Origin of the sequence: Enterobacter sp. ENT03 (assembly GCF_019218745.1) — a bacterium.
In the GTDB taxonomy this organism is placed as follows: domain Bacteria; phylum Pseudomonadota; class Gammaproteobacteria; order Enterobacterales; family Enterobacteriaceae; genus Enterobacter_D.
This window is the reverse complement of sequence record NZ_JAHUXA010000010.1, coordinates 1-25,318: the sequence shown is the minus strand read 5'-3', so window position 1 is coordinate 25,318 and position 25,318 is coordinate 1. Positions and strand designations below refer to the sequence as shown.

Here is a 25,318-nt window from a genome sequence, read left to right as displayed (position 1 = left end):
CCTTTACAGCGTTAACGTGCCAAAGGCGTTTTGCCAGTCCTGCTCGAATTTCGCTATCGCCGCCTCGACGGCTGGCGTACCGAGCATCTGTTGCGCTACCTCTAAGGGTAGCGTAATTGCCTGACATCCGGTCAGCAGACAGTCGAGCGCCTGGCGTGGCGTTTTAAAACTGGCGGCCAGCACCATGCTGTCGGGGGCATGCATTTCGAGCAGGCTTTGCAGCTCCTGCACCATGCGGATGCCGTCGCCGCCCTGTGCATCCACGCGATTAACGTAGGGCGCGACGTATTTCGCCCCCGCCAGCGCCGCCAGCAGACCCTGCGCCGCGCTATACACCGCGGTGCCCAGCGTCACAATGCCCGCTTTTTTTAATATTTTGATGGCCGCCAGCCCTTCGGCGGTGACCGGAACTTTGACGATGATACCCGGCACCATGTCATTGAGGCGTCGGGCGTCTGCCACCATGCCCTCTGCCGTGCGGCTCATCACCTGGGCAAACAGCGTACCGTCCGGGCCGATGGCCTGTTGCAGGCGCGGCAACACGTCCTGCAACGGTTGCTGACCGGCGGCGATAATGCTCGGATTGGTGGTCACGCCCGCCAGCGGATAAATGCGCGCCAGACGTTCGACTTCGGCCACATTGGCGGTGTCCAGATAGAGTTCCATAACATTTCCTCGGTTAATTACAGTTCCAGTTCACGTTGCAGTAGCCCGGCTATCGCCTGTGCTGACGTCGCGCTGACCAGCGCACTGCGGAAGTCGTCGTGCATAATGCGCCGTGCCAGACGCGAAAAAATACGCATATGCTGGTCGCCTGCGGCATGTTTGTTCAGCGTCAGCATAATAACGAACTGCGCCTCCTCTTCACCCCAGCGTACCGGCGCGTTAAGTCTGGCGACGCTGATGGTCGATTGCTCAATGTGCTCAGATTTACTGTGTGGAATGGCGAAACTAAAGCCAAGGCCGGTAGAAAATACCGCCTCGCGCGCCCAGAGATCGGCTTCCAGCTTCCGGGGATAACGACAGCGACCCGCCAGCAGCAGGTTATCCGTCATCCCCTTGATGACTTCTTCTTTGCTGCGCCAGTCGCTATCGAGCGTAATGCAGGCGGTGCTGATCAGCGGCGCATCCTGTTGCGCCATGCGGAACTGTGCCAGCAGATGCTCCACTTCCAGCGAGGTGCGGCACTGCATCGCCTGGTTGAGTAATTGCCGACAGGCGCGGCTGTCGAGCTGCGCCAGCCGTGCTTTGGTGGCGGGCACCGACGGCGCGCTCATACTGATCTCATCCAGTCCCAGCCCGACCAGCAGCGGTAATACCGAGCCTTTTGCGCCCAGTTCGCCACACAGCCCAATCCATTTTCCCTGGCGATGCACGGCCTGCACGGCAAAATCAAGCGCCCGTAGAAACGCCGGATTCAGACTATTGTAATGCCGGGTCACTTTGGCGTTATCACGATCCACGGCCAGCAAATACTGTGTCAGGTCGTTGCTGCCGATGCTAAAGAAATCCACCTCTTCGCAGCACTGGTCGATGATGAACATCACCGACGGCACTTCCAGCATGATGCCGAAAGGAATTTTTTCATCGAAGGGGATTTGCTCGTGGCGCAGCTGCTGTTTCGCCTCCGCGAGTTTTTCTTTCACCCACAGGATCTCTTCCATGGAGGAGATCATCGGGATCATGATTTTGAGTTTCCCGTGGGCGGAGGCGCGCAGGATCGCGCGCAGCTGCGTGTTAAACAGCGTGGCGTATTCTGCGTAAATACGTACCGCCCGGTAGCCGAGAAACGGATTATTTTCGGCAGGAATAGACAGGTAATCCACAGGCTTATCGCCGCCAATATCCATGGTGCGCACAATAATGCTACGTCCATCAGCACCCGCCAGCGCTGCGCAGAAAATATTGTAGAGTTCGTCTTCAGAGGGCGCGCTGCTGCGATCCATATACAGCATTTCGGTACGAAATAGCCCAATCCCTTCCGCGCCCTGCGCAAATGCCGCCTCCGCTTCCACGGCATGGGCGATGTTGGCCGCCACTTCCATACCAATGCCGTCAGCACTGCGCCCCGAGCGCGTGAGCCAGACGCTTTGCTGCTGACGCAACGCATCGGCGACCCGTGCTTCCTGCTGGTAGTAGCGGATCACGGTGTCGTCGGGTGTAACCACTATCGCCCCGGCGTTACCGTCGATATACACGGGTGTGTTTTCAAACGCGGCCAGGGCGTTAATCTCTACGCCCACTAACGTCGGAATTGCAAACGAGCGGGCAAGGATCACCGTGTGGGACGTGGTACCGCCGCTTTCCAGCAATAAGCCTTTAAGCAGCGTTTTATCCAGTTCAAGAAACTGACCCGGCGTAAGTTCATGTGCCATGCAAATTGTGGGTTGCGTCAACTGACCCGGCGCGGGAAAGCGCTGTTCGCCGTAAATCAGCTGCAAAAGCTGAAAGCAGACATCGCGCACATCCAGCGTTCGCTCCTGCAAATACGCGCTGGCAGAGCGGGAAAACTGGGCGCAAAAATGCGCTGCACTTTGCACAATTGCCTCTGCGCAGCTCATTCCGTCCGCGATGCCCTGCAACACATGCTGACGCAACGTGGTATCGCTGGCGAGCGAGCGGTGGGCTTCGAGGATCGCGCGGCTGGTGCCATCGCTGTCCAGCAAACGAAAATCGAGATGTCTGCTTAATAAATTCAGCCCATTTTCGAGGGCGGCCTGTTCCACTTCCGCACCGCGTGAGGTCGGTAATGCACTCAGTTCATTGAGATCGAGCGCGCGAAGGCGCAGCAGCATACCTCCGGCGCTGCCTGAGCATACTGGACGGGCACGGAAAAGCGCGGGATTCAGGCGCGTTAAAGATTCAGGAAGCACACACTCTGCGGTGTCGACCGGCGCGGTGAGTGGCGCATCGCAGTGCGCAAACTCTTGTTTAAACCACTGACTAAGTCGCTGGTGTGCGGCCAGTTCGTCGCTGCCGCTGATCACCACTTGGCAGGCATCACCCGACAGCGTATCGGTGCTGATTAAGGCCAGCGCGCTTTTGGCATCGCCTGTCGCGCCAGTACGCAGGTTGTGCCATTCGATGTGTGACTGGAAGGTATTACACAGTGTTTCAACCTGGCTTGCCGGGCGTGCATGGACGCCATTTGACAACTCACAGACAAATTCCACCACCAGAGCCATTGCCCTTCTCCTGAATCAATATGAGGCGTCCAGCATAAAAGCGAAGGAGGAAAAGGCGCTATGTGACATTTCTGCCAAAAACTGGACAAATGTAACATCTGTATGAAAGTGGGCGTTGCCTCACATGTTGCATTACTTTTGGAATTCCCCTCGCAAAACTTAACTTATGAGGCGGATCGCATTTTTCCGTTCATATTACAAAAGTCCAGTAAATGGCCTTTTTGTCCACTGTCTGACGGTCACGGGATTGCCTATTGTTGCCACAACTTCCATGTGGACATGGGCAAGCGGCCCTGGGGCGACTGACTGATGAAAGAGCTGATACAGATCCTGAAAAACACCCGTTAGCATTTAATGACCGGTGTGTCACATATGATCCCGTTTGTGGTGGCGGGCGGCATTTTACTGGCGGTGTCTGTCATGTTGTATGGCAAAGGCGCGGTGCCGGACCCCTTAAGCGATCCAAACCTGAAAAAGCTGTTTGATATTGGCGTCGCCGGACTGACGTTAATGGTGCCTTTTTTGGCGGCCTATATCGGTTACTCCATTGCCGAGCGCGCCGCGCTGGCCCCCTGTGCCATCGGCGCATGGGTGGGTAACAGCTTTGGCGCGGGTTTCTTTGGGGCCATTATCGCCGGGCTGATTGGCGGCATCGTGGTCTATTATCTGAAAAAAGTGCCGGTTGCGAAAGTACTGCGCTCGGTGATGCCTATTTTCGTGATCCCGATAATCGGCACCTTTATTACCGCTGGCGTAATGATGTGGGGCCTGGGCGAACCGGTTGGCGCGTTGACCGCCAGTCTGACCAGCTGGCTACAGGGAATGCAGCAGGGCAGCATCATTGTGCTGGCCATTATTATGGGGCTGATGCTGGCGTTTGACATGGGTGGGCCGGTTAACAAAGTGGCCTATGCATTCATGTTGATCTGCGTAGCGCAGGGGGTTTACACCGTCGTGGCGATTGCTGCCGTGGCCATTTGCATTCCCCCGCTTGGGCTGGGGCTGGCAACGCTGCTGAACCGGAAAATGTACTCATCGGAAGAGCGCGAAGCGGGTAAGGCCGCGCTGGTGATGGGCTGCGTGGGCGTTACCGAAGGTGCCATCCCCTTTGCGGCCGCCGATCCGCTGCGTGTTATCCCCTCCATTATGCTGGGTTCTGCCTGTGGCGCGGCCACCGCTGCGGTGCTGGGCGCGGAGTGTTACGCCGGATGGGGCGGTCTGATTGTGCTGCCGGTGGTTGAGGGCAAGGTGGGTTATATCGCGTCGGTCGCCGTCGGTGCGGTCATTACCGCCCTGTGCGTCAATCTGCTTAAAAGTCTGGCGCATAAACGCCAGCCGCCAGTGAGCGAGCAGGACGACCTGGATCTGGATTTCGAAATTAACTAACAGAGGGAACAGAGCATGACCAGGATAATCGCGGTAACGGCGTGCCCGTCGGGCGTCGCGCACACCTACATGGCGGCAGAAGCGCTGGAAGGGGCGGCAAAAGCCAAAGGCTGGGACGTCAAAGTCGAAACCCAGGGCTCGATTGGGCTGGAGAATGAATTGACGGCCAGCGACATCGCCGGGGCGGATATTGTCATTCTGACCAAAGACATTGGCATCAAATTTGAAGAGCGCTTTGCGGGCAAAACCATCGTGCGGGTGAATATCAGCGATGCGGTAAAACGTGCAGACGCCATCATGAACAAAATTGACGCGCATCTGGCGCACATCGCCTGATCATCTTTCCCGCTCAGAGGAGCGGGATGTTACGTCTTTATGGAGGTTCTGCATGACGAATCGTATCCAGCGCCTGAAAGCGGCGCTTTTCAGTCAACCCCGAGAGATCTCCCTTGAACGTGCGCTGTTGTACACCGCCAGCCACCAGCAAACCGAAGGCGAGCCGGTCATGCTGCGACGGGCAAAAGCCACTGCCTGGATCCTCGATCACGTTGAAATTGCGATCCGTGATGATGAACTGATTGCCGGTAACCGCACGGTAAAACCGCGGGCAGGCATCGTTTCGCCGGAAATGGATCCGTACTGGCTGCTGGACGAGCTGGATGATTTCCCGACACGTCCACAGGATCGCTTTGCCATCAGCGATAACGACAAGCGCATCTACCGTAACGAGCTTTACCCGTACTGGGCAGCGCGCTCAATGAAAGATTTTATTAACGGCCAGATGACCGCTGAGGTCAAAGAGGCGGTGGCAACACAGATTTTCAGCGTCAACCAGACCGATAAAGGACAGGGGCATATCATCATTGATTACCCTGATTTACTGAAAAATGGCCTCGCCGCACGGGTGGCACAGTTGCAGACGCTCTGTGCGCAGGCTCCCGGAAATACCTTTTATCAGGCGGCGCTGTTACTGCTGGAGGCATCTGCGCGGCATATTTTGAGATATGCGCATCTTGCCGATGAGATGGCGGCGAAGTGTGAATGCGCCCGTCGTCGCGAGGAATTATTGACCATTGCGGCAAACGCCCGGCACAACGCCGTGCATCCCCCGGAGAACTTCTGGCAGGCGTGCCAGCTGTTCTGGTTTATGAACATCATTTTGCAATACGAATCGAATGCCAGCTCGCTGTCGCTGGGCCGCTTCGACCAGTACATGCTGCCGTTTTACCAGGCGTCGCTGGCACAGGGCGATGATGCAGCGTTTTTACAGGAGCTTCTGGCCTCGCTGTGGATCAAATGTAACGACGTGGTATTGCTGCGCTCCGCCAGCAGCGCACGCTACTTTGCGGGTTTCCCCACTGGCTATACCGCGCTGCTCGGTGGGCTGACGGATACCGGACGCAGCGCAGTGAATGCATTGTCCTCGCTGTGTCTGGAGGCTTATCAGCGCGTGCAGCTACCGCAGCCTAATCTTGGCGTCCGGGTGAATGAGCTGATCGACCGATCTTTTTTACTGAAAACCGCCGAAACCATCCGCCTCGGCACGGGTATTCCGCAGATCTTTAACGATGAAGTGGTGGTGCCCGCCTTTTTGAATCGCGGCGTGTCGCTGGAGGATGCCCGTGATTACGCGGTGGTCGGCTGCGTGGAGCTGTCCATTCCTGGCAAAACCTACGGGCTGCATGACATCGCGATGTTTAACTTGCTCAAAGTAATGGAAATTACCCTCTACGAAAGCGAAAACCAGCCCACCCTAACCTGGACAAGCCTGTTGGAAAGGATCCGTAGCAACATCAGCCATTACATCCGGTTGATGGTGGAGGGCAGCAACATTTGTGATATTGGCCATCGGGATCGGGCACCAGTGCCGCTGCTGTCATCGTTTATCAGCGATTGTCTGCATAACGGCAAAGACATAACGGATGGCGGCGCGCGTTATAACTTTTCAGGCGTACAGGGTATTGGCATCGCGAATCTCAGCGACGCCTTATATGCGCTAAAAGGGCTGGTATTTGAGCAGCAGCGTCTGAGTTTTGACGAACTGATGGCGGTACTGAAGGCGAACTTTGCTACCGCAGAGGGGGAAAAAATACGCGCCAGACTGATCAACCGCTTTGAAAAATACGGCAATGATGTCGATGAAGTCGACAACATCAGCGCCGATCTGCTGCGTTTTTACTGTAAGGAAGTGGAGAAGTACCGCAATCCTCGCGGCGGCATTTTCACGCCTGGCTCCTATACGGTTTCTGCGCACGTGCCGCTCGGCTCGGTGGTTGGCGCGACGCCGGGCGGTCGCCTGGCCGGGGAGCAACTGGCGGATGGCGGCCTGTCACCGATGTTGGGGCAGGACGTAAACGGCCCAACGGCAGTGCTGAAATCGGTCAGTAAGCTGGACAATATGCTGTTGTCGAATGGGACGTTGCTGAATGTGAAATTTACGCCAGCTACGCTTGAGGGACAGGGCGGTTTGCATAAGCTGGCGGATTTTTTGCGCGCGTTTACCCAGCTTAAACTGCAGCATATCCAGTTTAACGTCCTGAATGCGGAAACTCTGCGCGAGGCACAGCAGCGGCCACAGGATTTTGCCGGGCTGGTGGTGCGCGTCGCCGGATACAGCGCGTTTTTTGTGGAGCTGTCCCAGGAGATCCAGGATGACATCATTCGCCGCACCGCGCATCAGCTGTGACGTGACGGAGATAACGGAAAGCCGCGCCGGGGTAGCGCGGATATTCGATATTCAGCGTTACTCACTCAACGACGGGCAGGGCATTCGCACGGTGGTGTTTTTTAAAGGCTGCCCGCATACCTGTCCGTGGTGCGCGAATCCGGAGTCGATCTCCCCGCGCATCGAAACCGTGCGGCGCGAAAGCAAATGTCTGCACTGCGGCCCCTGTCTCCAGGATGCTGACCAATGCCCGTCCGGCGCGTTCAGGCGTATCGGGCGTGATGTCACGCTGGATGCGCTGGAGCGCGAGGTGATGAAGGATGACGTCTTCTTTCGGGCTTCCGGTGGCGGGGTGACGCTGTCCGGCGGCGAAGTGCTGATGCAGGCCGTTTTCGCCACGCGTTTTCTGGCCCGCCTGCGTCATTACGGCGTGCACACGGCGATTGAAACGGCAGGCGACGCCCCCACAGAGCGTTTACTGCGTCTGGCGCGGGAGTGCAACGAGGTATTATTTGACCTGAAAATTATGGCAGCCGATCGGGCGGCGCAGGTGGTGAACATGAACCAGCCCCGCGTACGGGAAAATTTCAGGCGGCTGGTGGCCGAGGGCGTAACGGTGATCCCTCGTTTACCTCTCATCCCGGGGTTTACCTTGAGCGACGATAATGTCGCGCAGGCGCTGGCAGCAATAGTGTTGACAGGTATTAACGTCGTGCATTTGCTGCCTTTTCATCAGTATGGCGAACCAAAATACCGGCTTCTGGGGCAGCGCTGGGCGATGGCTGAGACGTCCCCACCCACCGACGCTGACATTGCCCGTGTCTGCCGCATGGCCGAACGCGCTGGCCTGCAGGTCACGGTTGGGGGGTAACGATCATGGTGACAAAAGCGCGGTATCTGGTAGCGGTCACGGCCTGCGTCAGCGGCGTCGCCCACACTTATATGGCAGCGGAACGGCTTGAAAAGCTTTGCCAGCAGGAAAAATGGCAGATCAAAATTGAAACCCAGGGCGCGCTGGGTACTGAAAATGCCCTCAGTGAAGACGAGATCTGCCGGGCGGAGGTGGTGCTGCTGATCACCGATATTGATCTGGCTGGCGCAGAACGCTTTTCTCATTGCCGCAGCGTGCAGTCCGGCATCCATACCTTTTTACGTGAGCCGCAAAAGGTGATGGGGGCGGTGCGCAGGTTGCTCTCTGCGCCGCAGCAAACGCAGCTTATTCTTCCGTAAGCGGCTTTTCGGTTAGCTGGCTGTGGTACTGCCGGCGGTATTCGGAAGGGGAGCGCTCGGTATTTTTACGAAACAAGCGGCAAAAGTAGTTACTGTCAACAAACCCGCAGGTGTGGGCCACTTCTTTCACTTTTAAATCATAGTTTTTCAGTAGCGCTTTCGCGTGTTCCAGCCGGGTATGGTTGAGATATTCGTTAAAACCAATCGCGCCGGTTTTTTGAAACAGATGCGACAGGTAGTTGGGGGAAATATAAAACGCCTGGGCGACAGATTCCCGCGTCAGCGGCGCGGCATAGTTTTCATCAATATAACTTCGAACGGCGTCGAAAAGCGCCTGACTACGCGATGCGGTCTGGATCTGGCTACCCAGCAGATCGGCGCAGTGGCTTAACAGACTTAATACAATCATTCGTGCGGTCTGCTGTTCGTGAGGCTGCATCTGCATCTCTACCAGCGACTGCAACAGAAACGAGCCAATACGCGGGCCACGCCGGGCGACATGCTCTTTGGCAAGATTTTGCAGCGTTGCACCATCCCAGTGCTGCACGCTAAATCCCAGTTGCTGCTTGCCGAACAAAATACTGAGTGTGGTGACAGGCGACTGCCAGCGCGGCTGATTCCAGCCGCCCGCAGGTATAAACAGCACATCATGTTCTGCCAGCCTTGTTGATGCGCCAGTAACGCCACCGTCGTCTACCTGGCCTTCCAGCACAATTTCCAGACGCGGAAAATCGACGCGATACGCCAGCTCGGGCACCGTGCCGCTCGTACCGGTAAAACGGATATGCTGTAAAGGAAGAGGACCATTAAGCAGCCTCGTCAACAGACGAGTGATGTCATGATGCATGTTTTACCTGTTATCGCGCAGCCCGGCAGCATTGTGCCACCGGGCGGGGATGTCGTGCAGATTAGCCGGTGTTACGCATACCGGCAGCGACGCCGGCGATGGTGACCATCAGCGCCTGTTCCACGCACGGATCCGCTTCTTTACCTGCTTCTTCCGCCTGACGCGAACGGTGCAGCAGTTCGGCCTGCAGAACGTTGAGCGGATCGGTATAGATGTTACGCAACTGGATAGACTCGGCAATCCACGGCAGGTCGGCCATCAGGTGCGAATCGTTGGCAATATCCAGCACCACTTTGATGTCTGCTTCCAGCTGATCACGCAGTTCGCTGCCCAGCGTCCACAGCTCCGGTTTAACCAGACGCTGATCGTAATATTCCGCCAGCCACAGGTCGGCTTTCGAAAAGACCATTTCCAGCATTCCCAGACGGGTAGAGAAGAACGGCCAGTCACGACACATGGCTTCCAGCTCGCTCTGCTTGCCGTCTTCCACCACTTTTTGCAGCGCCGCGCCTGCGCCCAGCCAGGCGGGGAGCATTAAGCGGTTCTGCGTCCAGGCGAAGATCCACGGAATAGCGCGCAGCGATTCGACGCCGCCGGTCGGGCGACGTTTGGCCGGGCGTGAACCCAGCGGCAGTTTGCCGAGTTCCTGCTCCGGCGTCGCCGAACGGAAATAGGGCACAAAGCTTTCGTTTTCGCGCACATAGCCACGGTACATGTCGCAGGAGATGTCAGACAGCTCGTCCATGATATGGCGCCAGGCGTCTTTCGGCTCCGGCGGTGGCAGCAGGTTCGCTTCGAGGATCGCGCCAGTATAGAGTGACAGGCTGCTGATGGTGATGTCCGGCAGGCCGTATTTAAAGCGGATCATCTCGCCCTGTTCGGTCACGCGCAGGCCGCCTTTCAGGCTGCCCGGCGGTTGCGAGAGCAGCGCCGCGTGTGCCGGTGCGCCGCCGCGACCAATGGAACCACCGCGTCCGTGGAACAGCGTCAGCGCGATGCCCGCTTTTTCGCAGGTTTTGATCAGCGCGTCCTGTGCCTGATATTGCGCCCAGGAGGCCGCCATCACGCCCGCATCTTTCGCGGAGTCGGAATAGCCAATCATCACCATCTGTTTGCCCTGAATGAAGCCGCGATACCAGTCGATGTTCAGCAACTGGGTCATGACGTCATTGGCGTTGTTGAGGTCGTCGAGGGTTTCAAACAGCGGCGCCACCGGCAGCGCGAAGCCGATACCCGCTTCTTTCAGCAGCAAATGCACGGCCAGCACGTCAGACGGCGTTTTCGCCATCGAGATCACATAGGCGGCGACGGATCCTTGCGGCGCATCGACGATCGCTTTGCAGGTATTAAACACTTCACGGGTGTCGTCGCTTGGCTCCCAGTTACGCGGCAGCAGTGGACGTTTGGAATTCAGTTCGCGGATCAGGAACGCCTGTTTGTCGGCCTCTGACCAGCTTTCATAATCACCGATGCCGAGGTAGCGGGTCAGTTCGCCCAGCGCTTCGGTATGGCGGGTGCTTTCCTGGCGCACATCAATACGCACCAGCGGTACGCCAAAGCATTTGACGCGGCGCAGGGTGTCGAGCAGTTCGCCGTTCGCGATGATGGACATGCCGCAGGCCTGCAACGATTTATAGCAGGCGTACAGCGGATCCCACAGCTGTTCGTTATTGGTCAGCAGGCCCGCGGGTTTCGGCAGGCGCTGGCCTTTCAGACGGGCTTCAAGCCAGGCCTGAGTAGCCATCAGCTGGCTGCGCAGCCCTTTTAGCAGATAGCGGTACGGCTCCTGCGCGCCTTCGCTGCCGACCCTTTCACGCAGTTCGTCGGTGCATTCCACCATCGACAGTTCAGAGATCAGCACCTGAATATCTTTCAGGAACAGATCGGTGGCTTTCCAGCGGCTCAGCAGCAGGACGTGACGGGTAATGTCGGCGGTGACGTTCGGGTTGCCGTCGCGATCGCCGCCCATCCACGAGGTGAAGCGTACCGGGACAAAATCCACCGGCAGCTTATAGCCGAGGTTTTCTTCCAGCTGTTCGTTCAGCTCGCGCAGGTAATTCGGGACGCCTTCCCACAGGCTGTTTTCCACCACGGCAAAGCCCCATTTGGCTTCGTCCACCGGGCTTGGGCGATGTTTACGGATTTCGTCCGTATGCCACGACTGGGCGATCAACTGGCGCAGGCGGCGCATCAGCTGGTTACGCTCGTAATCGGCAATGTCTTTGTTATCAAGCTGCTTTAAGCAGTTATTCACTTCCACCATTTTGTGGATCAGCGTGCGGCGGGTGATTTCTGTCGGATGGGCGGTCAGCACCAGCTCCAGCGACAGGGACTCCACGGCTTTCTTGATGGTGTCTTCATTGAGTTCGGGCTGGTCTTTCAGCTTTCTGAGGGTGCGGGCGATGATTTCCGGATTGCTGGCCCCTTCGCCTTTTGGCGATATGCTGTGGTATTGCTCGGCGGTATTCGCCAGGTTCAGGAACTGGCTGAAGGCGCGGGCCACGGGTAACAGCTCATCGTTGGACAGGTTCTGCAAGGTGGTGAGCAGTTCCTGGCGGTCGGCTTCGTTACCTGCACGGGAGGATTTTGAGAGCTTACGGATCGTTTCAACGCGGTCGAGAATGTTCTCTCCCAGTGCGTCCTTGATGGTATCTCCCAGTAGCTTGCCGAGCATACTGACATTACTACGCAAAGCGGAATATTGTTCGTTCATGTTAACCCAGACACCCCATCTCATTTTGTAAATGTCCTGTATCTTTCAAACCACAGCGGCGTTGGCTGCATGTTACTCGGCTCATCCATGAGCCTCGCCCTTACGGGCCGCTGCCAGCAGCGTTCAAATCTGTTCCAGACAGATTTGTCACCCACCCAGGTCACTTACTTATGTAAGCTCCCTGGGATGTGTGCGTTTGCCGCCTTGCTGTGATTCGAAATCTTTCGGACATTGTTTTGTAGTCGTCTTTTATAAAGCCACGTAAAACCCCTTGCGTCAATTGCTGCGAAAACGGTTCAGCAAACGAATAAATGACGAGAATTTATGAAAGTTAACGGGCGTCGATGCTGATAAGTAAAGCTTATGGGAATGTGACAAAAATCACCCCTCACCCGCAGGTGAGGGGAAGAAATTAATGCCAGCAGAAGTGATGCACAACCTGGGTGATGAGCTCCCGGGTTGGCTTAATAAAGCGCGTTTCCAGATATTCATCCGGCTGGTGAGCCTGATTAATCGAGCCGGGGCCTAACACCAGCGTCGGGCACAGCGTCTGAATAAACGGCGCTTCGGTGCAGTAGTTCACCACCTCGGTTTGCGTGCCGAGCAGTTTTTCCACGACCTCGACCAGCTGGTGATCCGGCGGGCATTCGTAGCCGGGGATCGGCGGATGCAGTTCGGCGATATTGACGCGACCCGGCCAGCGCTCGCTTACCGGTGCCAGCGCTTCATTGAGCAGTCCTTCCAGATCGTTAAGCGTCATGCCCGGCAACGGACGAATATCCATATGCAGTTCACAGCAGGCGCAAATGCGGTTCGCCGCGTCACCGCCGTGAATATGGCCGAGGTTGAGCGTCGGATAAGGCACGGTAAAGGCGTCAAAGTGATAGCGTTCTTTCAGCGTGTCGCGCAGTTGCAGGATATGGCCGATGGACTCGTGCATCAGTTCGATAGCGTTGACGCCGCGTGCCGGATCGCTGGAGTGACCGGACTGACCGAGAATGCGGATGGCATTCGAGATGTGCCCTTTGTGGGCGCGTACCGGTTGCAATGATGTCGGCTCACCGATAATGGCGCAGTCCGGGCGGATCTCCGCGTGTTCTGCGAAGTAACGCGCGCCTGCCATGCTGGTTTCTTCATCGGCGGTTGCCAGTACGTAGAGCGGCTTTTTAAGCGTCGTCACATCCACGTCACGCAGCGCATCAAGAATGAAGGCAAAAAAGCCTTTCATGTCGGCAGTGCCGAGGCCGTAAAGTTTGTTGTCATGCTCGGTGAGGGTAAAGGGATCCCGCGTCCAGCGACCATCGTCAAACGGCACGGTATCGGTGTGACCGGTTAACAGTAAACCGCCCGATCCCTGGCCCGCGCTGGCGAGCATATTGAATTTATTGCGTGTGCCGGGAACCGGCTGGATGTCCACTTTAAACCCGAGATCGCCAAACCAGCCGCCCAGCAGATTGATTAAAGTCGCATTACTCTGATCCAGCGCTTCTTCCGTTGCACTGATAGACGGTGTGGCTATCAGGGCGCGGTAAATCTCGATAAACGGCGGTAGACTCATTTTCATTGTTGACACACCTTAGGTCGTGATAGTATCAATATTCATGCAGTAAATGTGAATAAAAATACATTAACGTTGATCGTAAAGGAACCCGATGTTGAATACGCTGATTGTGGGCGCTAGCGGTTATGCGGGCGCTGAGCTTGTAAGCTACGTGAATCGCCATCCTCATATGAACATAACCGCTTTGACCGTGTCAGCGCAAAGCAATGATGCGGGAAAGCGCATCTCCGATTTGCATCCGCAGCTGAAAGGCATTGTTGATCTGCCTTTACAGCCGATGTCCGACATCAGCGAGTTCACCGACGGCGTGGATGTGGTGTTTCTGGCCACCGCCCATGAAGTCAGCCATGACCTTGCGCCGCAGTTTCTGGCGGCGGGCTGCGTGGTGTTCGACCTCTCCGGCGCGTTCCGCGTTAACGATGCCGGGTTCTACGAAAAATATTATGGTTTCACCCATCAGCATCCGGATCTGCTGGAAAAAGCGGTCTATGGCCTGGCGGAGTGGAATGCCGATAAGCTGAAAGACGCCAATTTGATCGCCGTGCCGGGCTGTTATCCAACGGCGGCGCAATTGTCTCTGAAGCCGTTGATCGACGCCGGGCTGCTGGATCTTTCCCAGTGGCCGGTGATCAACGCCACCAGCGGCGTCAGCGGTGCGGGGCGTAAGGCGGCCATCTCGAACAGTTTTTGTGAAGTGAGCCTGCAACCTTATGGCGTGTTTAATCACCGTCATCACCCGGAAATCACCACTCATCTGGGCGCAGAGGTGATCTTTACGCCGCATCTGGGCAACTTCCCGCGTGGCATTCTGGAAACCATCACCTGCCGCCTGAAACCTGGCGTCGACAGCGCGCAGATCGCTCAGGCTTTTCAGCAGGCGTATGCGGATAAACCGCTGGTGCGTCTGTATGACAAAGGCGTCCCGGCGCTGAAAAACGTGGTGGGCCTGCCGTTCTGCGACATTGGTTTCGCGGTGTCGGATCAGCATCTCATCGTGGTGGCGACCGAAGATAACCTGCTGAAAGGTGCGGCGGCGCAGGCAGTGCAGTGTGCAAACATTCGTTTCGGCTATGCTGAAACGCAGTCTCTTATTTAAGGGTGCAATGATGAATCCATTAATTATCAAGCTGGGTGGCGTACTGCTGGATAGCGAAGAAGCGCTGGAGCGCCTGTTTACGGCGCTGGTGAATTATCGTGAGTCCCATCAGCGCCCGCTGGTGATCGTGCACGGCGGCGGCTGCGTGGTGGATGAGCTGATGAAGCAGCTTAACCTGCCGGTCACCAAGAAAAATGGTCTGCGCGTCACGCCAGCCGATCAGATCGACATTATCACCGGCGCGCTGGCGGGTACCGCTAACAAGACGCTGCTGGCATGGGCGAAGAAACACCATATCGCCTCAGTTGGCCTGTACCTCGGCGATGGCGACAGCGTGAGCGTGACGCAGCTCGACGAAGAACTGGGCCACGTGGGCCACGCTAAACCTGGCTCGCCGAAACTTATCAACACTCTGCTGGACGGCGGTTTCCTGCCGGTAGTCAGCTCAATTGGCGTGACCGACGACGGGCAGTTAATGAACGTCAACGCAGACCAGGCGGCTACCGCGCTGGCGGCGACGCTGGGCGCGGATTTGATCCTGCTGTCTGATGTGAGCGGTATTCTTGACGGTAAAGGTCAGCGCATTGCGGAAATGACCGCGGCGAAAGCCGAGCAGCTGATCGACCAGGGGATTATTACCGACGGCATGATCGTGAAAGTGAACGCCGCGCTGGATGCCGCCCGCACGCTGGGCCGTCCGGTGGACATCGCGTCATGGCGTCATGCGGAACAACTTCCGGCGCTGTTCAATGGCACGCCGATTGGCACCCGTATTCTGGCGTAAGATTTAATACATTGCCGGATGGCGCTGCGCTTATCCGGCCTACAAACCGTTTTAACCTGTAGGCCGGGTAAGCAACGCGCCACCCGGCGCAAAATCACGAAGAAAGGAAGAATGTTATGGCACTTTGGGGCGGGCGTTTTACTCAGGCAGCGGATCAACGGTTCAAACAGTTCAACGACTCTTTGCGCTTTGACTACCGCCTGGCGGAGCAGGATATTGTTGGCTCTGTGGCCTGGTCTAAGGCGCTGGTAACGGTCGGCGTGCTGACGGCGCAGGAACAGCAGCAACTCGAAGAAGCGCTGACGATCCTGCTGGAAGAGGTACGCCTCGATCCGCAGCAAATCCTTACCAGCGATGCCGAAGATATTCATAGCTGGGTGGAAGGCAAGCTCATCGACAAAGTGGGCGCGCTGGGTAAAAAACTGCATACCGGGCGTAGCCGTAATGACCAGGTGGCGACCGATCTGAAATTGTGGTGCAAAGAGCAGGTGAGCGAGCTGCTCGGCGCGAACCGGCAGTTGCAGTCTGCGCTGGTGGAAACCGCGCAGGCGAACCAGGATGCGGTGATGCCGGGCTACACGCACCTGCAACGTGCGCAGCCGGTGACCTTTGCCCACTGGTGCCTGGCCTATGTTGAGATGCTGGCCCGTGATGAAAGTCGTTTACAGGATGCGCTCAAGCGGATGGACGTCAGCCCGTTAGGCTGCGGCGCGCTGGCAGGCACAGCGTATGAAATCGACCGTGAACAGCTGGCCGGCTGGCTGGGCTTTGCGTCGGCGACCCGTAACAGCCTCGACAGCGTATCGGATCGCGATCACGTGCTGGAGCTGCTGTCCGACGCCTCTATCGGCATGGTGCATCTGTCGCGTTTCGCTGAAGATCTGATCTTCTTTAACACCGGTGAAGCGGGTTTTGTTGAACTGTCCGATCGTGTTACGTCCGGCTCGTCCTTAATGCCACAGAAGAAAAACCCGGATGCGCTGGAGCTGATCCGCGGCAAATGTGGCCGTGTACAGGGCGCGCTGACCGGCATGATGATGACCCTGAAAGGGCTGCCGCTGGCGTATAACAAAGATATGCAGGAAGACAAAGAAGGGCTGTTCGACGCGCTGGACACCTGGCTGGATTGCCTGCACATGGCAACGCTGGTGCTGGACGGTATTCAGGTGAAACGTCCACGCTGTCAGGAAGCGGCGCAGCAGGGCTACGCCAATGCCACCGAACTGGCGGATTATCTGGTTGCTAAAGGCGTGCCGTTCCGTGAAGCGCACCATATTGTCGGTGAGGCGGTCGTGGAAGCCATTGCGCAAGGTAAACCGCTGGAAGATCTGGCGCTTGCGGATCTGCAGAAATTCAGCAGCGTGATAGGTGAGGATGTGTATCCGATCCTGTCGCTACAGTCCTGCCTTGATAAGCGCGCGGCGAAAGGCGGGGTGTCACCGACGCAGGTGGCAAGTGCCATTGCCGGTGCCCGGGCGCGACTGGCATAAAAATAAAAAAGAACCCCGCCAACGGCGGGGTTCTGGTTTTGGTAACGGCTTATGTGAGCTTAAGCATCTCTTCTGTGATGGTGAACGTCTTCAGCACAGTTTCTGTACCTTTAACCTCTTCCTCCAGGGTGATGACATCACCGACTTCTGGGTATGCCCCCTATATTTGTTACCTTTACCGGCATTGTGACAGGCAAAAAAAAGCGGACACAGAGGTCCGCTAAATAGTTCACGTTGGCTTTAGTTATTTCAAAACAAGGCGAGTGGCTTCAAGGGATTTTTGAGATGCCGCCTCGTTTCTACTGCTAATTATTGTACAGAGAGCTTGATAGGGATAATCGTTCATTGCTATTCTATCTATCGCCATGGGCTATCATGGCGTCGGAGGATGAAGAATGAATATTCGCGATCTTGAATATCTGGTTGCGTTAGCTGAACACCGTCACTTTCGCCGCGCGGCAGACGCCTGCCATGTCAGCCAGCCTACGCTGAGCGGCCAGATCCGTAAGCTGGAAGATGAGCTTGGCGTCATGCTTCTGGAGCGCACCAGCCGCAAAGTACTCTTTACCCAATCCGGTCTGCTGCTGGTGGATCAGGCGCGCACGGTGCTGCGTGAAGTCAAAGTGCTTAAAGAAATGGCCAGTCAGCAGGGCGAGGCTATGTCCGGTCCGCTGCACATTGGCCTGATCCCCACCGTAGGGCCGTATCTGCTGCCGCAGATTATTCCACTGTTGCACCAGACCTTCCCGAAACTGGAAATGTATCTGCACGAAGCCCAGACGCATCAGTTGCTGACGCAACTGGACAGCGGCAAGCTCGATTGCGCGATCCTCGCGCTGGTTAAAGAGAGCGAGGCTTTTATTGAAGTCCCGCTTTTTGACGAACCGATGCTGCTGGCGATCTACGAAGATCACCCGTGGGCGAACCGCGATCGTGTACCGATGGGCGATCTGGCAGGTGAAAAGCTGTTGATGCTGGAAGACGGACACTGTCTGCGCGATCAGGCGATGGGTTTCTGCTTTGAAGCCGGGGCCGATGAAGATACGCATTTTCGCGCCACCAGTCTGGAAACGCTGCGTAATATGGTGGCGGCGGGAAGTGGTATTACCCTGCTGCCGGCGCTGTCAGTACCGCCAGAGCGCAAGCGTGACGGCGTGGTCTATCTGCCGTGCATTAAACCAGAGCCGCGTCGTACCGTTGGGCTGGTTTATCGCCCAGGCTCGCCGCTGCGCAGCCGCTATGAGCAGCTGGCAGAGGCCATCCGTACGACTATGGATGGCCACTTTGACCGCGTATTAAAACAGGCGGTTTAAGCCGTTCAGCGCCGCTACCCGATAGGCTTCCGCCATGGTCGGGTAGTTAAAGGTGGTGTTAACAAAGTACTCAATCGTGTTACCGCCACCTTTCTGCTCCATAATCGCCTGGCCGATATGAATAATTTCGGCAGCGCGCTCCCCGAAGCAGTGGATCCCCAGAATTTCTTTCGTCTCGCGGTGGAATAGAATTTTCAGCGTGCCAACGCTCATGCCGACGATCTGCGCCCGTGCCAGGTGTTTAAACTGCGCACGGCCCACTTCGTAAGGCACCTTCATGGCGGTGAGCTGCTGTTCTGTTTTTCCCACCGAACTGATTTCCGGGATGGTATAGATGCCGGTAGGAATGTCTTCCACCAGATGCGCACTGGCTTCGCCTTTGACCAGCGCCTGGGCGGCGATACGTCCCTGATCGTAAGCGGCAGAAGCCAGGCTCGGGTAGCCGATCACATCGCCGACCGCATACACGTGCGGCAACGCCGTCTGGTACATGCTGTTCACTTTCAACAGGCCGCGGCCATCCGCCTGTAAGCCGATGTTTTCCAGCGCCAGCGAGTCCACGTTACCGGTACGGCCATTCGCATACAGCAGGCAATCCGCCTTGAGTTTTTTGCCGGATTTCAGGTGCATGATCACCCCGTCATCCATGCCTTCGATGCGTTCGTACTCTTCGTTGTGGCGAATAACCACGCCGTTATTCCAGAAGTGATAGGAAAGTGAGTCGGACATCTCCTGATCGAGGAAGGCCAGCAAGCGGTCGCGGGTGTTGATCAGATCAACTTTGACGTCCATTCCCCGGAAGATCGATGCATATTCACAGCCAATCACCCCGGCACCATAGATGATCACATGGCGCGGTTCATGCTGGAGGCTGAGGATAGAGTCGCTGTCGTAGACGCGCGGATGAGAAAAATCGACGTCCGCCGGATGGTACGGGCGCGAACCGCAGGCAATCACGAATTTTTCGGCGGTCAGCGTTTCCACTGAGCCATCCGGGCACTCCAGCGCCAGCGTATGATCGTCCACAAAGTGCGCGTTGCCCTGCAAAATCTCGCAATGATTGCGTTCATAAAAGCCCTGACGCATGCGGGTCTGCTGGTTAATCACGCTGTCGGCATGATTGAGGATGTCGGCAAAAGAGGAGCGAAGAAGGCGGGAGTGATCACTGTAGAGCGGGTTTTGATTGAATTCGATAATACGACTGACGGCATGGCGAAGCGCTTTGGAAGGGATGGTCCCCCAGTGCGTACAGCCGCCGCCGACGTTGTGGTAGCGTTCAATAACCGCGACCCGAGCTCCTTGCTTAACCAGACCCATTGCCGCGCCTTCGCCGCCGGGGCCGGAACCTATCACTATTGCATCGTAATCCCAGGAATGTGACATGGTATTACTCACCTGTTTTTATACACAAAATAAACACAATGATAACATTTGCCTCGCTTTAACCCAATTATCGTTGTGCTTTTTTGCGAAGGCAAAGCACAAACTGCCCGTAAACAATCATTCACAAAGCAATGTAAACCGATTAGTTTTATTGTCTGGTATAGTGCCATCGGGCCTTTGGAAGGATTCAGACATCGTGATGGGCGTTAGAGCGCAACAAAAAGAACGCACCCGGCGTTCGCTGGTAGAAGCGGCATTTAGTCAATTAAGCGCTGAGCGTAGTTTTGCCAGCCTCAGCCTGCGCGAAGTGGCGCGCGAGGCGGGTATTGCGCCGACATCATTTTATCGTCATTTCCGCGATGTGGATGAACTTGGTCTGACCATGGTGGATGAGAGCGGGCTGATGCTGCGCCAGTTGATGCGCCAGGCGCGCCAGCGTATCGCCAAAGGCGGCAGCGTGATCCGCACCTCGGTGTCCACCTTTATGGAATTTATCGGCAATAATCCCAATGCTTTCCGCCTGTTATTGCGGGAACGCTCTGGCACGTCGGCCGCGTTCCGTGCTGCTGTGGCGCGTGAAATCCAGCACTTTATTGCGGAACTTGCCGACTATCTCGAACTCGAAAACCATATGCCGCGGGCGTTTACCGAGGCACAGGCCGATGCGATGGTCACTATCGTCTTTAACGCTGGCGCTGAAGCCTTAGATATTGGCGTGGAACAACGTCGGCAATTAGAAGAGCGACTGGTATTACAGCTGCGGATGATTTCCAAAGGCGCGTATTACTGGTATCGCCGTGAACAAGAGAAGGTTTCGCAACAACCCGCAGAGTGAAGGATGAGTAATGAAACAGTCAGGTCTAGATAAAGGTACGTTGCTGCTGGCGCTGCTCGCTGGCTTATCCATCAATGGCGCCTTTACCGCTATTTTCAGTTCTGTAGTGCCGTTTTCCATCTTCCCGATTATCGCGCTGGTGCTGACGGTGTACTGTCTGCATCAGCGTTATCAGAACCGTACGATGCCAGTGGGTTTACCGGGTGTGGCGGCAGCGTGTTTCATTCTTGGCGTGCTGCTTTACAGCGCCGTGGTGCGCGCAGAGTATCCGGCTATCGGCTCTAACTTTGTGCCTGCGGTACTCTCCGTGGCGCTGGTATTCTGGATCGGCTATCGCCTGCGTAACCGCAGGCATGAATTGCCGGAATAAGCCGCTTACTTACGGGTCAAGAGTACGCCGCATTCCATATGGTGGGTGTACGGGAACTGATCGAACAGGGCCAGACGTTCAACGTTGTGCGTCTGGCTCAGCGTTTCGAGATTCTTACATAAGGTTTCCGGATTGCAGGAAATGTACAGAATGCGCGGATACGCCTGCACCATCTTTTCAGTTTCGCTGTCCAGCCCGCTCCGCGGGGGATCGACGAAAATTGTCTCGCACTGATAGCTTTTCAAATCGATACCCTGCAGGCGGTTAAATTCCCGCACGCCGTTCATCGCCTGGGTAAACTCTTCTGCCGCCATGCGGATAATCTGCACGTTATCGATGTGGTTTGCGGCAATGTTATATTGCGCGGCCGCCACCGATGGCTTGGCAATTTCCGTCGCCAGTACGCGGTCGAAGTTACGCGCCAGTGCCAGCGAGAAGTTGCCATTTCCGCAGTACAGCTCCAGCAAATCCCCCGTCGAATTTTTGGTGGCGTTCAGCGCCCATTCCAGCATCTGAATATTCATCGCCGCATTGGGCTGCGTGAAGCTGTTCTCCACCTGACGATAGATCATCTCTTTACCGGCGACGGGCAGCCGCTCGTCGATGTAATCCTGATCCAGCGCGATTTTCGTTTTAGTGGCGCGACCAATAATGTGCACGTTCAGGTTTTGCGCCCGTAGCGCATCGCGCAGGGCTTCGGCCTGCTCGCGCCAGGCATCATCCAGCTTCTTATGGTAGAGCAGCGACACCACGGCCTGGTTGCTGAGGGTGGTGAGATAATCGATCTGGAACAGCTTATGGCGCAGCACCGGCGTTTGCCGTACCCCGTCCATCATGGCGCGCATCAGATGGTTAATCAGTTCGCTGGCCGCCGGGAAGCTGTCGACGCGAATACGGTTTTTCGTCTGCTGGTCGAAGATGATGTGATACAGGTCGTCACCGTCATGCCAGATGCGGAATTCGGCACGCATGCGGTAATGGCTGACCGGGGAACGGAACACCTCCGGAAGCGGCGCGGCAAAGGGCGTCATCATACTTTGCAGTCGGACGACTTTTTCAGCCAGTTGCGCGTCGTACTGTTCTGTCGGGAGGTGTTCTGGGGTCATGGTGCGTCCTGAGTAAGAAGGAATTACGCGGGGATTGTAGGGATTGTGCGCGTATTGTCCAGCCCTGGCGTTTTTGGATTTCTTAATTAGCAGTCTGGACATCTATATGTAACTAAATGTAGCATCCGGTTTCCGGTCTCCTGAGTTAAAAGGGAATCCAGTGCAAATCTGGAGCTGACGCGCAGCGGTAAGAAGTTAAAGGTGATAGCGAAAGCAGACACTGCCGTAAGGTGGGAAGTCATCATCTGTTGTACTTCGAGCCCGAAGACCTGCCGGGATCACGTCGCATTTGGTTTCATCATCGCGTGCTATAGATGAAGCCTGCGGCATCCTTCTTATTTTATGGATGCTTTAACAATGATTAAAAAAGTATCGCTGTTGACGGTATTGTCCGTCACGGCATTTTCGGGCTGGGCGCAGGGTAGCGCTGACTCGTTGGTGGTGACTGCAAACCGTTTTGAGCAACCTGCTAATACCGTTCTGGCACCCACGTCAGTGGTGACGCGGGAAGATATTGATCGCTGGCAGTCAAAAAGCGTTGTTGAAATTATGTCACGTCTGCCTGGTGTGGACATCGCGCAAAGCGGCGGTTTGGGGGCGACTTCTTCTACCTTTATTCGCGGCACTGAATCCCGCCATGTGTTGGTGTTGATTGATGGCATTCCTCTGAACAACGCGGGTATCAGTAACGTTCCCGATCTGAGTCAAATTCCTACTTCATTGATTCAGCGCATCGAGTATATCCGGGGCCCTCGTTCGGCGTTGTATGGTTCCGACGCGATAGGCGGAGTGATCAACATCATTACTGGCCGTGATAAGCCGGGCGCAGAAATTACGGCGGGAGTCGGATCGAAGGGTTATCAATCCTATGAGGGTTCCTTCCAGCAGGTATTGGATAAAACCAAAATCACGATGGCAGGTAACTACACCTATACCCGCGGTTTTGATATTGGTGCAAAAGATGCACCGCGCCAGCCGGACCGTGACGGTTTTATGAGTAAATCGCTGTATGGTTCGGTGGAGCAGCAGATTAGCGATAGCGTGAGCGGTTTCTTCCGTGGCTTCGGTTATGACAATCGCTCAGCGTATGACGGTTATGATCACTATGATGCAAACTTCATGATCGATGGACGGCCGGATACTCGCCAACTCTATAGCCAGAACTGGGATACAGGATTGCGTTATAACCAGGGCATTTTCAAATCTCAGCTGGTAGCTGGTTACGGTCGCAGCAAAGATCAGAACTATGATCCGACCAAAGGTCGCTATTCTTCTTCTGCAACGACTGACGATGTGAAGCAGTACACCGCTCAGTGGCTGAATACGGTTGAAGTTGGCCACGGTAATATTGGCGCGGGCCTGGATTGGCAGAAGCAAAAAACTGAAGCCGGTACGGGATCGATGACAAATGGTTACGATCAGCACAACACCGGTGTGTTCCTTTCGGCTATGCAGCAGCTTAATAGTGTCACGCTGGAAGCCGCTGCCCGTAATGATGATAACTCCAACTTTGGCAATCATAGCACCTGGCAAACCAGCGCTGCCTGGGAGTTCGTCGAGGGTTATCGCATTCTCGGGTCTTATGGTACTGCTTACAAAGCACCGACCATGAGTCAGATCCACAGCGAAAATTATGGTAACCCGAACCTTAAGCCTGAAGAGAGCAAACAGTGGGAAGGCGGTTTTGAAGGCTTAACAGGCCCGGTGAACTGGCGTGTGACGGGTTATCGTAACGACATTGATAACCTGATCGGCTATGACGCTAATTATCGCTTCTACAATGTGAACGAAGCCCGCATCAAAGGCGTCGAGGCCACGGCACAGTTCGACACCGGTCCGGTAGCGCATCAGATTTCCTATGATTATGTTGATCCACGCAATGCGAAAACTAACGAAGTGTTGGCCCGCCGCTCTAAGCAGCAGGTTAAATATCAACTTGACTGGCAGGTTTGGGATCTCGACTGGAACCTGGCTTACCGTTATTTAGGCACTCGCTATGACGTAGCCGTAGATCCGAATACCTATTCGACAGAACGTGTGAAAATGGGCGGTGTAAGCCTGTGGGATGTGGCCGTTTCATATCCTGTCACCTCACACCTGACAGTTCGTGGTAAAATAGCTAACCTGTTCGATAAAGATTACGAGACAGTTTATGGCTATCAAACTGCAGGGCGAGAATACAACTTGTCTGGCAGCTACACCTTCTGACCTCAAACCTACCGTGCTGGTGTTTGACTCCGGCGTCGGTGGGTTATCGGTCTATGATGAGATCCGGCAATTGCTGCCGGATCTGCATTACATTTATGCTTTCGATAACGTCGCTTTTCCTTATGGGGAAAAAAGCGAAACCTTTATCGTCGAGCGAGTGCTGAACATTGTCTCTGCCGTTCAGGCGCGCTACCCCCTGGCTATGGCTGTCATTGCCTGCAATACCGCCAGCACAGTTTCCCTTCCTGCTCTGCGTGAAAAGTTTCAGTTCCCGGTTGTGGGCGTTGTTCCCGCCATCAAACCTGCGGCGCGACTGACGGCCAATGGCATCGTGGGTTTACTGGCCACGCGCGGTACGGTAAAGCGTCCTTATACGCATGAACTCATCCAGCGTTTCGCAAATGAATGCCATATAGAGATGCTGGGATCGTCGGAGCTGGTCGAACTGGCTGAGGCAAAGCTGCACGGTCAGCCGGTTCCGCTTGAAAACCTGAAGCGTATTCTGCGCCCGTGGCTGCGGATGCCAGAGCCGCCGGATACCGTGGTGTTAGGTTGTACGCATTTCCCGCTACTGCGCGAAGAGCTGCTGCAGGTATTACCGGATGGCACGCGACTGGTGGATTCCGGGGCTGCTATTGCTCGCCGCACAGCCTGGTTATTAGAGCATGACGCGCCGGACGCAAAATCTGCGGATGAAAATATCGCATTTTGTATGGAGGCCACGCCTGAAGCTGTACAGTTATTGCCCGTTTTGCAGCGTTACGGCTTCAGAATGCTCGAAAAACTGCCGGTCCAGAACGATTTCGACCAAAAAAGAGACGGTTGATAAATTTTTTGAAATTAGGGGTTGTCAGCCCGGAATAACTCCCTATAATGCGCCTCCACTGACACGGAACAACGGCTTACAGGCCACCGGGTCAGGAGGTCTTCCTCCGGGAATGACCGGCAGAGAAAAGCAAAATAATCGCTTGACTCTGAACGGGGAAAACGTAATATACGGGACCTCGCGACACAGCGCCAAAGCGCGTCGCAACTGCTCTTTAACAATTTATCAGACAATCTGTGTGGGCACTCAAGGACATGGATTCTTAAACGTCCTCGGACGCTAAATGAATACCAAGTCTCTGGAGTGAACATACGTAATTC

The 25,318-nt window shown here is 55.8% G+C and carries 20 protein-coding genes and 1 riboswitch; of the genes, 13 read left to right on the top strand and 7 right to left on the bottom strand.

Annotated elements, in window-relative coordinates:
• Positions 1 to 3: 3 nt before the first annotated feature.
• Entirely contained in the window at positions 4 to 666 is a 663-nt protein-coding gene (gene fsa, locus KW828_RS13630; RefSeq protein WP_218336859.1) for a fructose-6-phosphate aldolase, read from the bottom strand.
• A 17-nt stretch (positions 667 to 683) separates the two neighbouring features.
• Complete coding sequence (ptsP, locus tag KW828_RS13625; RefSeq protein WP_218336858.1) at positions 684 to 3,185, bottom strand: phosphoenolpyruvate--protein phosphotransferase; 2,502 nt, start codon at positions 3,183 to 3,185, stop codon at positions 684 to 686.
• Positions 3,186 to 3,539: 354 nt separating this feature from the next.
• Here ptsP and KW828_RS13620 point away from each other — a divergent pair, with 354 nt between their 5' ends.
• Genes KW828_RS13620 through KW828_RS13600 form a run of 5 tightly spaced genes read left to right on the top strand, consistent with a single transcriptional unit; the run spans position 3,540 to position 8,466 of the window.
• A complete protein-coding gene (locus KW828_RS13620) occupies positions 3,540 to 4,571 on the top strand; it encodes a PTS fructose transporter subunit EIIC (protein ID WP_256350171.1) in 1,032 nt (343 codons plus the stop codon).
• 15 nt (positions 4,572 to 4,586) lie between these two features.
• Positions 4,587 to 4,907: a PTS fructose-like transporter subunit IIB gene (locus KW828_RS13615; RefSeq protein WP_218336857.1), complete on the top strand. Its 321-nt coding sequence runs from the start codon at positions 4,587 to 4,589 to the stop codon at positions 4,905 to 4,907.
• A gap of 52 nt (positions 4,908 to 4,959) precedes the next feature.
• Positions 4,960 to 7,257, top strand: coding sequence for a formate C-acetyltransferase (locus tag KW828_RS13610; protein WP_218336856.1), 2,298 nt, complete (start codon positions 4,960 to 4,962; stop codon positions 7,255 to 7,257).
• The gene (locus KW828_RS13605; RefSeq protein ID WP_218336855.1) at positions 7,223 to 8,107 is read left to right on the top strand and encodes a [formate-C-acetyltransferase]-activating enzyme; all 885 of its coding nucleotides are present in this window, start codon (positions 7,223 to 7,225) and stop codon (positions 8,105 to 8,107) included. The genes KW828_RS13610 and KW828_RS13605 overlap by 35 nt, the downstream gene beginning before the upstream one ends.
• Positions 8,108 to 8,112: 5 nt before the next feature.
• Positions 8,113 to 8,466: a PTS fructose-like transporter subunit IIB gene (locus tag KW828_RS13600; RefSeq protein WP_218336854.1), complete on the top strand. Its 354-nt coding sequence runs from the start codon at positions 8,113 to 8,115 to the stop codon at positions 8,464 to 8,466.
• On the opposite strand, the gene KW828_RS13595 is transcribed toward KW828_RS13600, so the two are convergent.
• From KW828_RS13595 to argE, 3 genes are all read right to left on the bottom strand, one after another.
• The gene (locus tag KW828_RS13595) at positions 8,453 to 9,313 is read right to left on the bottom strand and encodes an AraC family transcriptional regulator (protein ID WP_218336853.1); all 861 of its coding nucleotides are present in this window, start codon (positions 9,311 to 9,313) and stop codon (positions 8,453 to 8,455) included. The two genes, KW828_RS13600 and KW828_RS13595, sit on opposite strands and share 14 nt — an antisense overlap.
• Positions 9,314 to 9,374: 61 nt before the next feature.
• Entirely contained in the window at positions 9,375 to 12,026 is a 2,652-nt protein-coding gene (ppc, locus tag KW828_RS13590) for a phosphoenolpyruvate carboxylase (protein ID WP_218336852.1), read from the bottom strand.
• Positions 12,027 to 12,438: 412 nt separating this feature from the next.
• The gene (argE, locus tag KW828_RS13585) at positions 12,439 to 13,590 is read right to left on the bottom strand and encodes an acetylornithine deacetylase (RefSeq protein ID WP_088222121.1); all 1,152 of its coding nucleotides are present in this window, start codon (positions 13,588 to 13,590) and stop codon (positions 12,439 to 12,441) included.
• An 88-nt stretch (positions 13,591 to 13,678) separates the two neighbouring features.
• Between argE and argC the strand changes: the two genes are divergently transcribed.
• The 4 genes from argC to oxyR all read left to right on the top strand — a co-directional run bounded on the left by argC (position 13,679) and on the right by oxyR (position 18,270).
• The gene (argC, locus tag KW828_RS13580) at positions 13,679 to 14,683 is read left to right on the top strand and encodes an N-acetyl-gamma-glutamyl-phosphate reductase (protein WP_129364083.1); all 1,005 of its coding nucleotides are present in this window, start codon (positions 13,679 to 13,681) and stop codon (positions 14,681 to 14,683) included.
• 7 nt (positions 14,684 to 14,690) lie between these two features.
• Positions 14,691 to 15,467 carry an acetylglutamate kinase gene (argB, locus tag KW828_RS13575; protein ID WP_099458830.1) on the top strand — a complete coding sequence of 259 codons (777 nt, stop codon included), beginning with the start codon at positions 14,691 to 14,693 and terminating at the stop codon, positions 15,465 to 15,467.
• A gap of 116 nt (positions 15,468 to 15,583) precedes the next feature.
• Entirely contained in the window at positions 15,584 to 16,957 is a 1,374-nt protein-coding gene (gene argH / locus KW828_RS13570) for an argininosuccinate lyase (RefSeq protein WP_218336851.1), read from the top strand.
• Positions 16,958 to 17,352: 395 nt separating this feature from the next.
• The gene (gene oxyR, locus KW828_RS13565; RefSeq protein ID WP_218336850.1) at positions 17,353 to 18,270 is read left to right on the top strand and encodes a DNA-binding transcriptional regulator OxyR; all 918 of its coding nucleotides are present in this window, start codon (positions 17,353 to 17,355) and stop codon (positions 18,268 to 18,270) included.
• Here the strand turns inward: oxyR and sthA are convergent.
• The gene (sthA, locus tag KW828_RS13560) at positions 18,253 to 19,653 is read right to left on the bottom strand and encodes a Si-specific NAD(P)(+) transhydrogenase (protein WP_218336849.1); all 1,401 of its coding nucleotides are present in this window, start codon (positions 19,651 to 19,653) and stop codon (positions 18,253 to 18,255) included. The genes oxyR and sthA overlap by 18 nt on opposite strands.
• 196 nt (positions 19,654 to 19,849) lie before the next feature.
• Here sthA and fabR point away from each other — a divergent pair, with 196 nt between their 5' ends.
• Both fabR and KW828_RS13550 read left to right on the top strand, forming a co-directional pair.
• Positions 19,850 to 20,488, top strand: coding sequence for an HTH-type transcriptional repressor FabR (fabR, locus tag KW828_RS13555; protein ID WP_218336848.1), 639 nt, complete (start codon positions 19,850 to 19,852; stop codon positions 20,486 to 20,488).
• A gap of 10 nt (positions 20,489 to 20,498) precedes the next feature.
• Complete coding sequence (locus tag KW828_RS13550) at positions 20,499 to 20,858, top strand: YijD family membrane protein (RefSeq protein WP_218336847.1); 360 nt, start codon at positions 20,499 to 20,501, stop codon at positions 20,856 to 20,858.
• A 5-nt stretch (positions 20,859 to 20,863) separates the two neighbouring features.
• Here KW828_RS13550 and trmA read toward each other — a convergent pair whose 3' ends face one another.
• On the bottom strand, positions 20,864 to 21,964 hold the full coding sequence (trmA, locus tag KW828_RS13545) for a tRNA (uridine(54)-C5)-methyltransferase TrmA (RefSeq protein WP_218336846.1): 1,101 nt from the start codon (positions 21,962 to 21,964) through the stop codon (positions 20,864 to 20,866).
• Between the two features lie 116 nt (positions 21,965 to 22,080).
• A riboswitch (cobalamin riboswitch) is annotated at positions 22,081 to 22,256 on the top strand.
• Between the two features lie 65 nt (positions 22,257 to 22,321).
• Here trmA and btuB point away from each other — a divergent pair.
• Positions 22,322 to 24,172: a TonB-dependent vitamin B12 receptor BtuB gene (gene btuB / locus KW828_RS13540; RefSeq protein WP_218336845.1), complete on the top strand. Its 1,851-nt coding sequence runs from the start codon at positions 22,322 to 22,324 to the stop codon at positions 24,170 to 24,172.
• On the top strand, positions 24,117 to 24,998 hold the full coding sequence (murI, locus tag KW828_RS13535) for a glutamate racemase (protein WP_218336844.1): 882 nt from the start codon (positions 24,117 to 24,119) through the stop codon (positions 24,996 to 24,998). Before btuB ends, murI begins: the two co-directional genes overlap by 56 nt.
• The last annotated feature ends 320 nt before the right edge of the window (positions 24,999 to 25,318 follow it).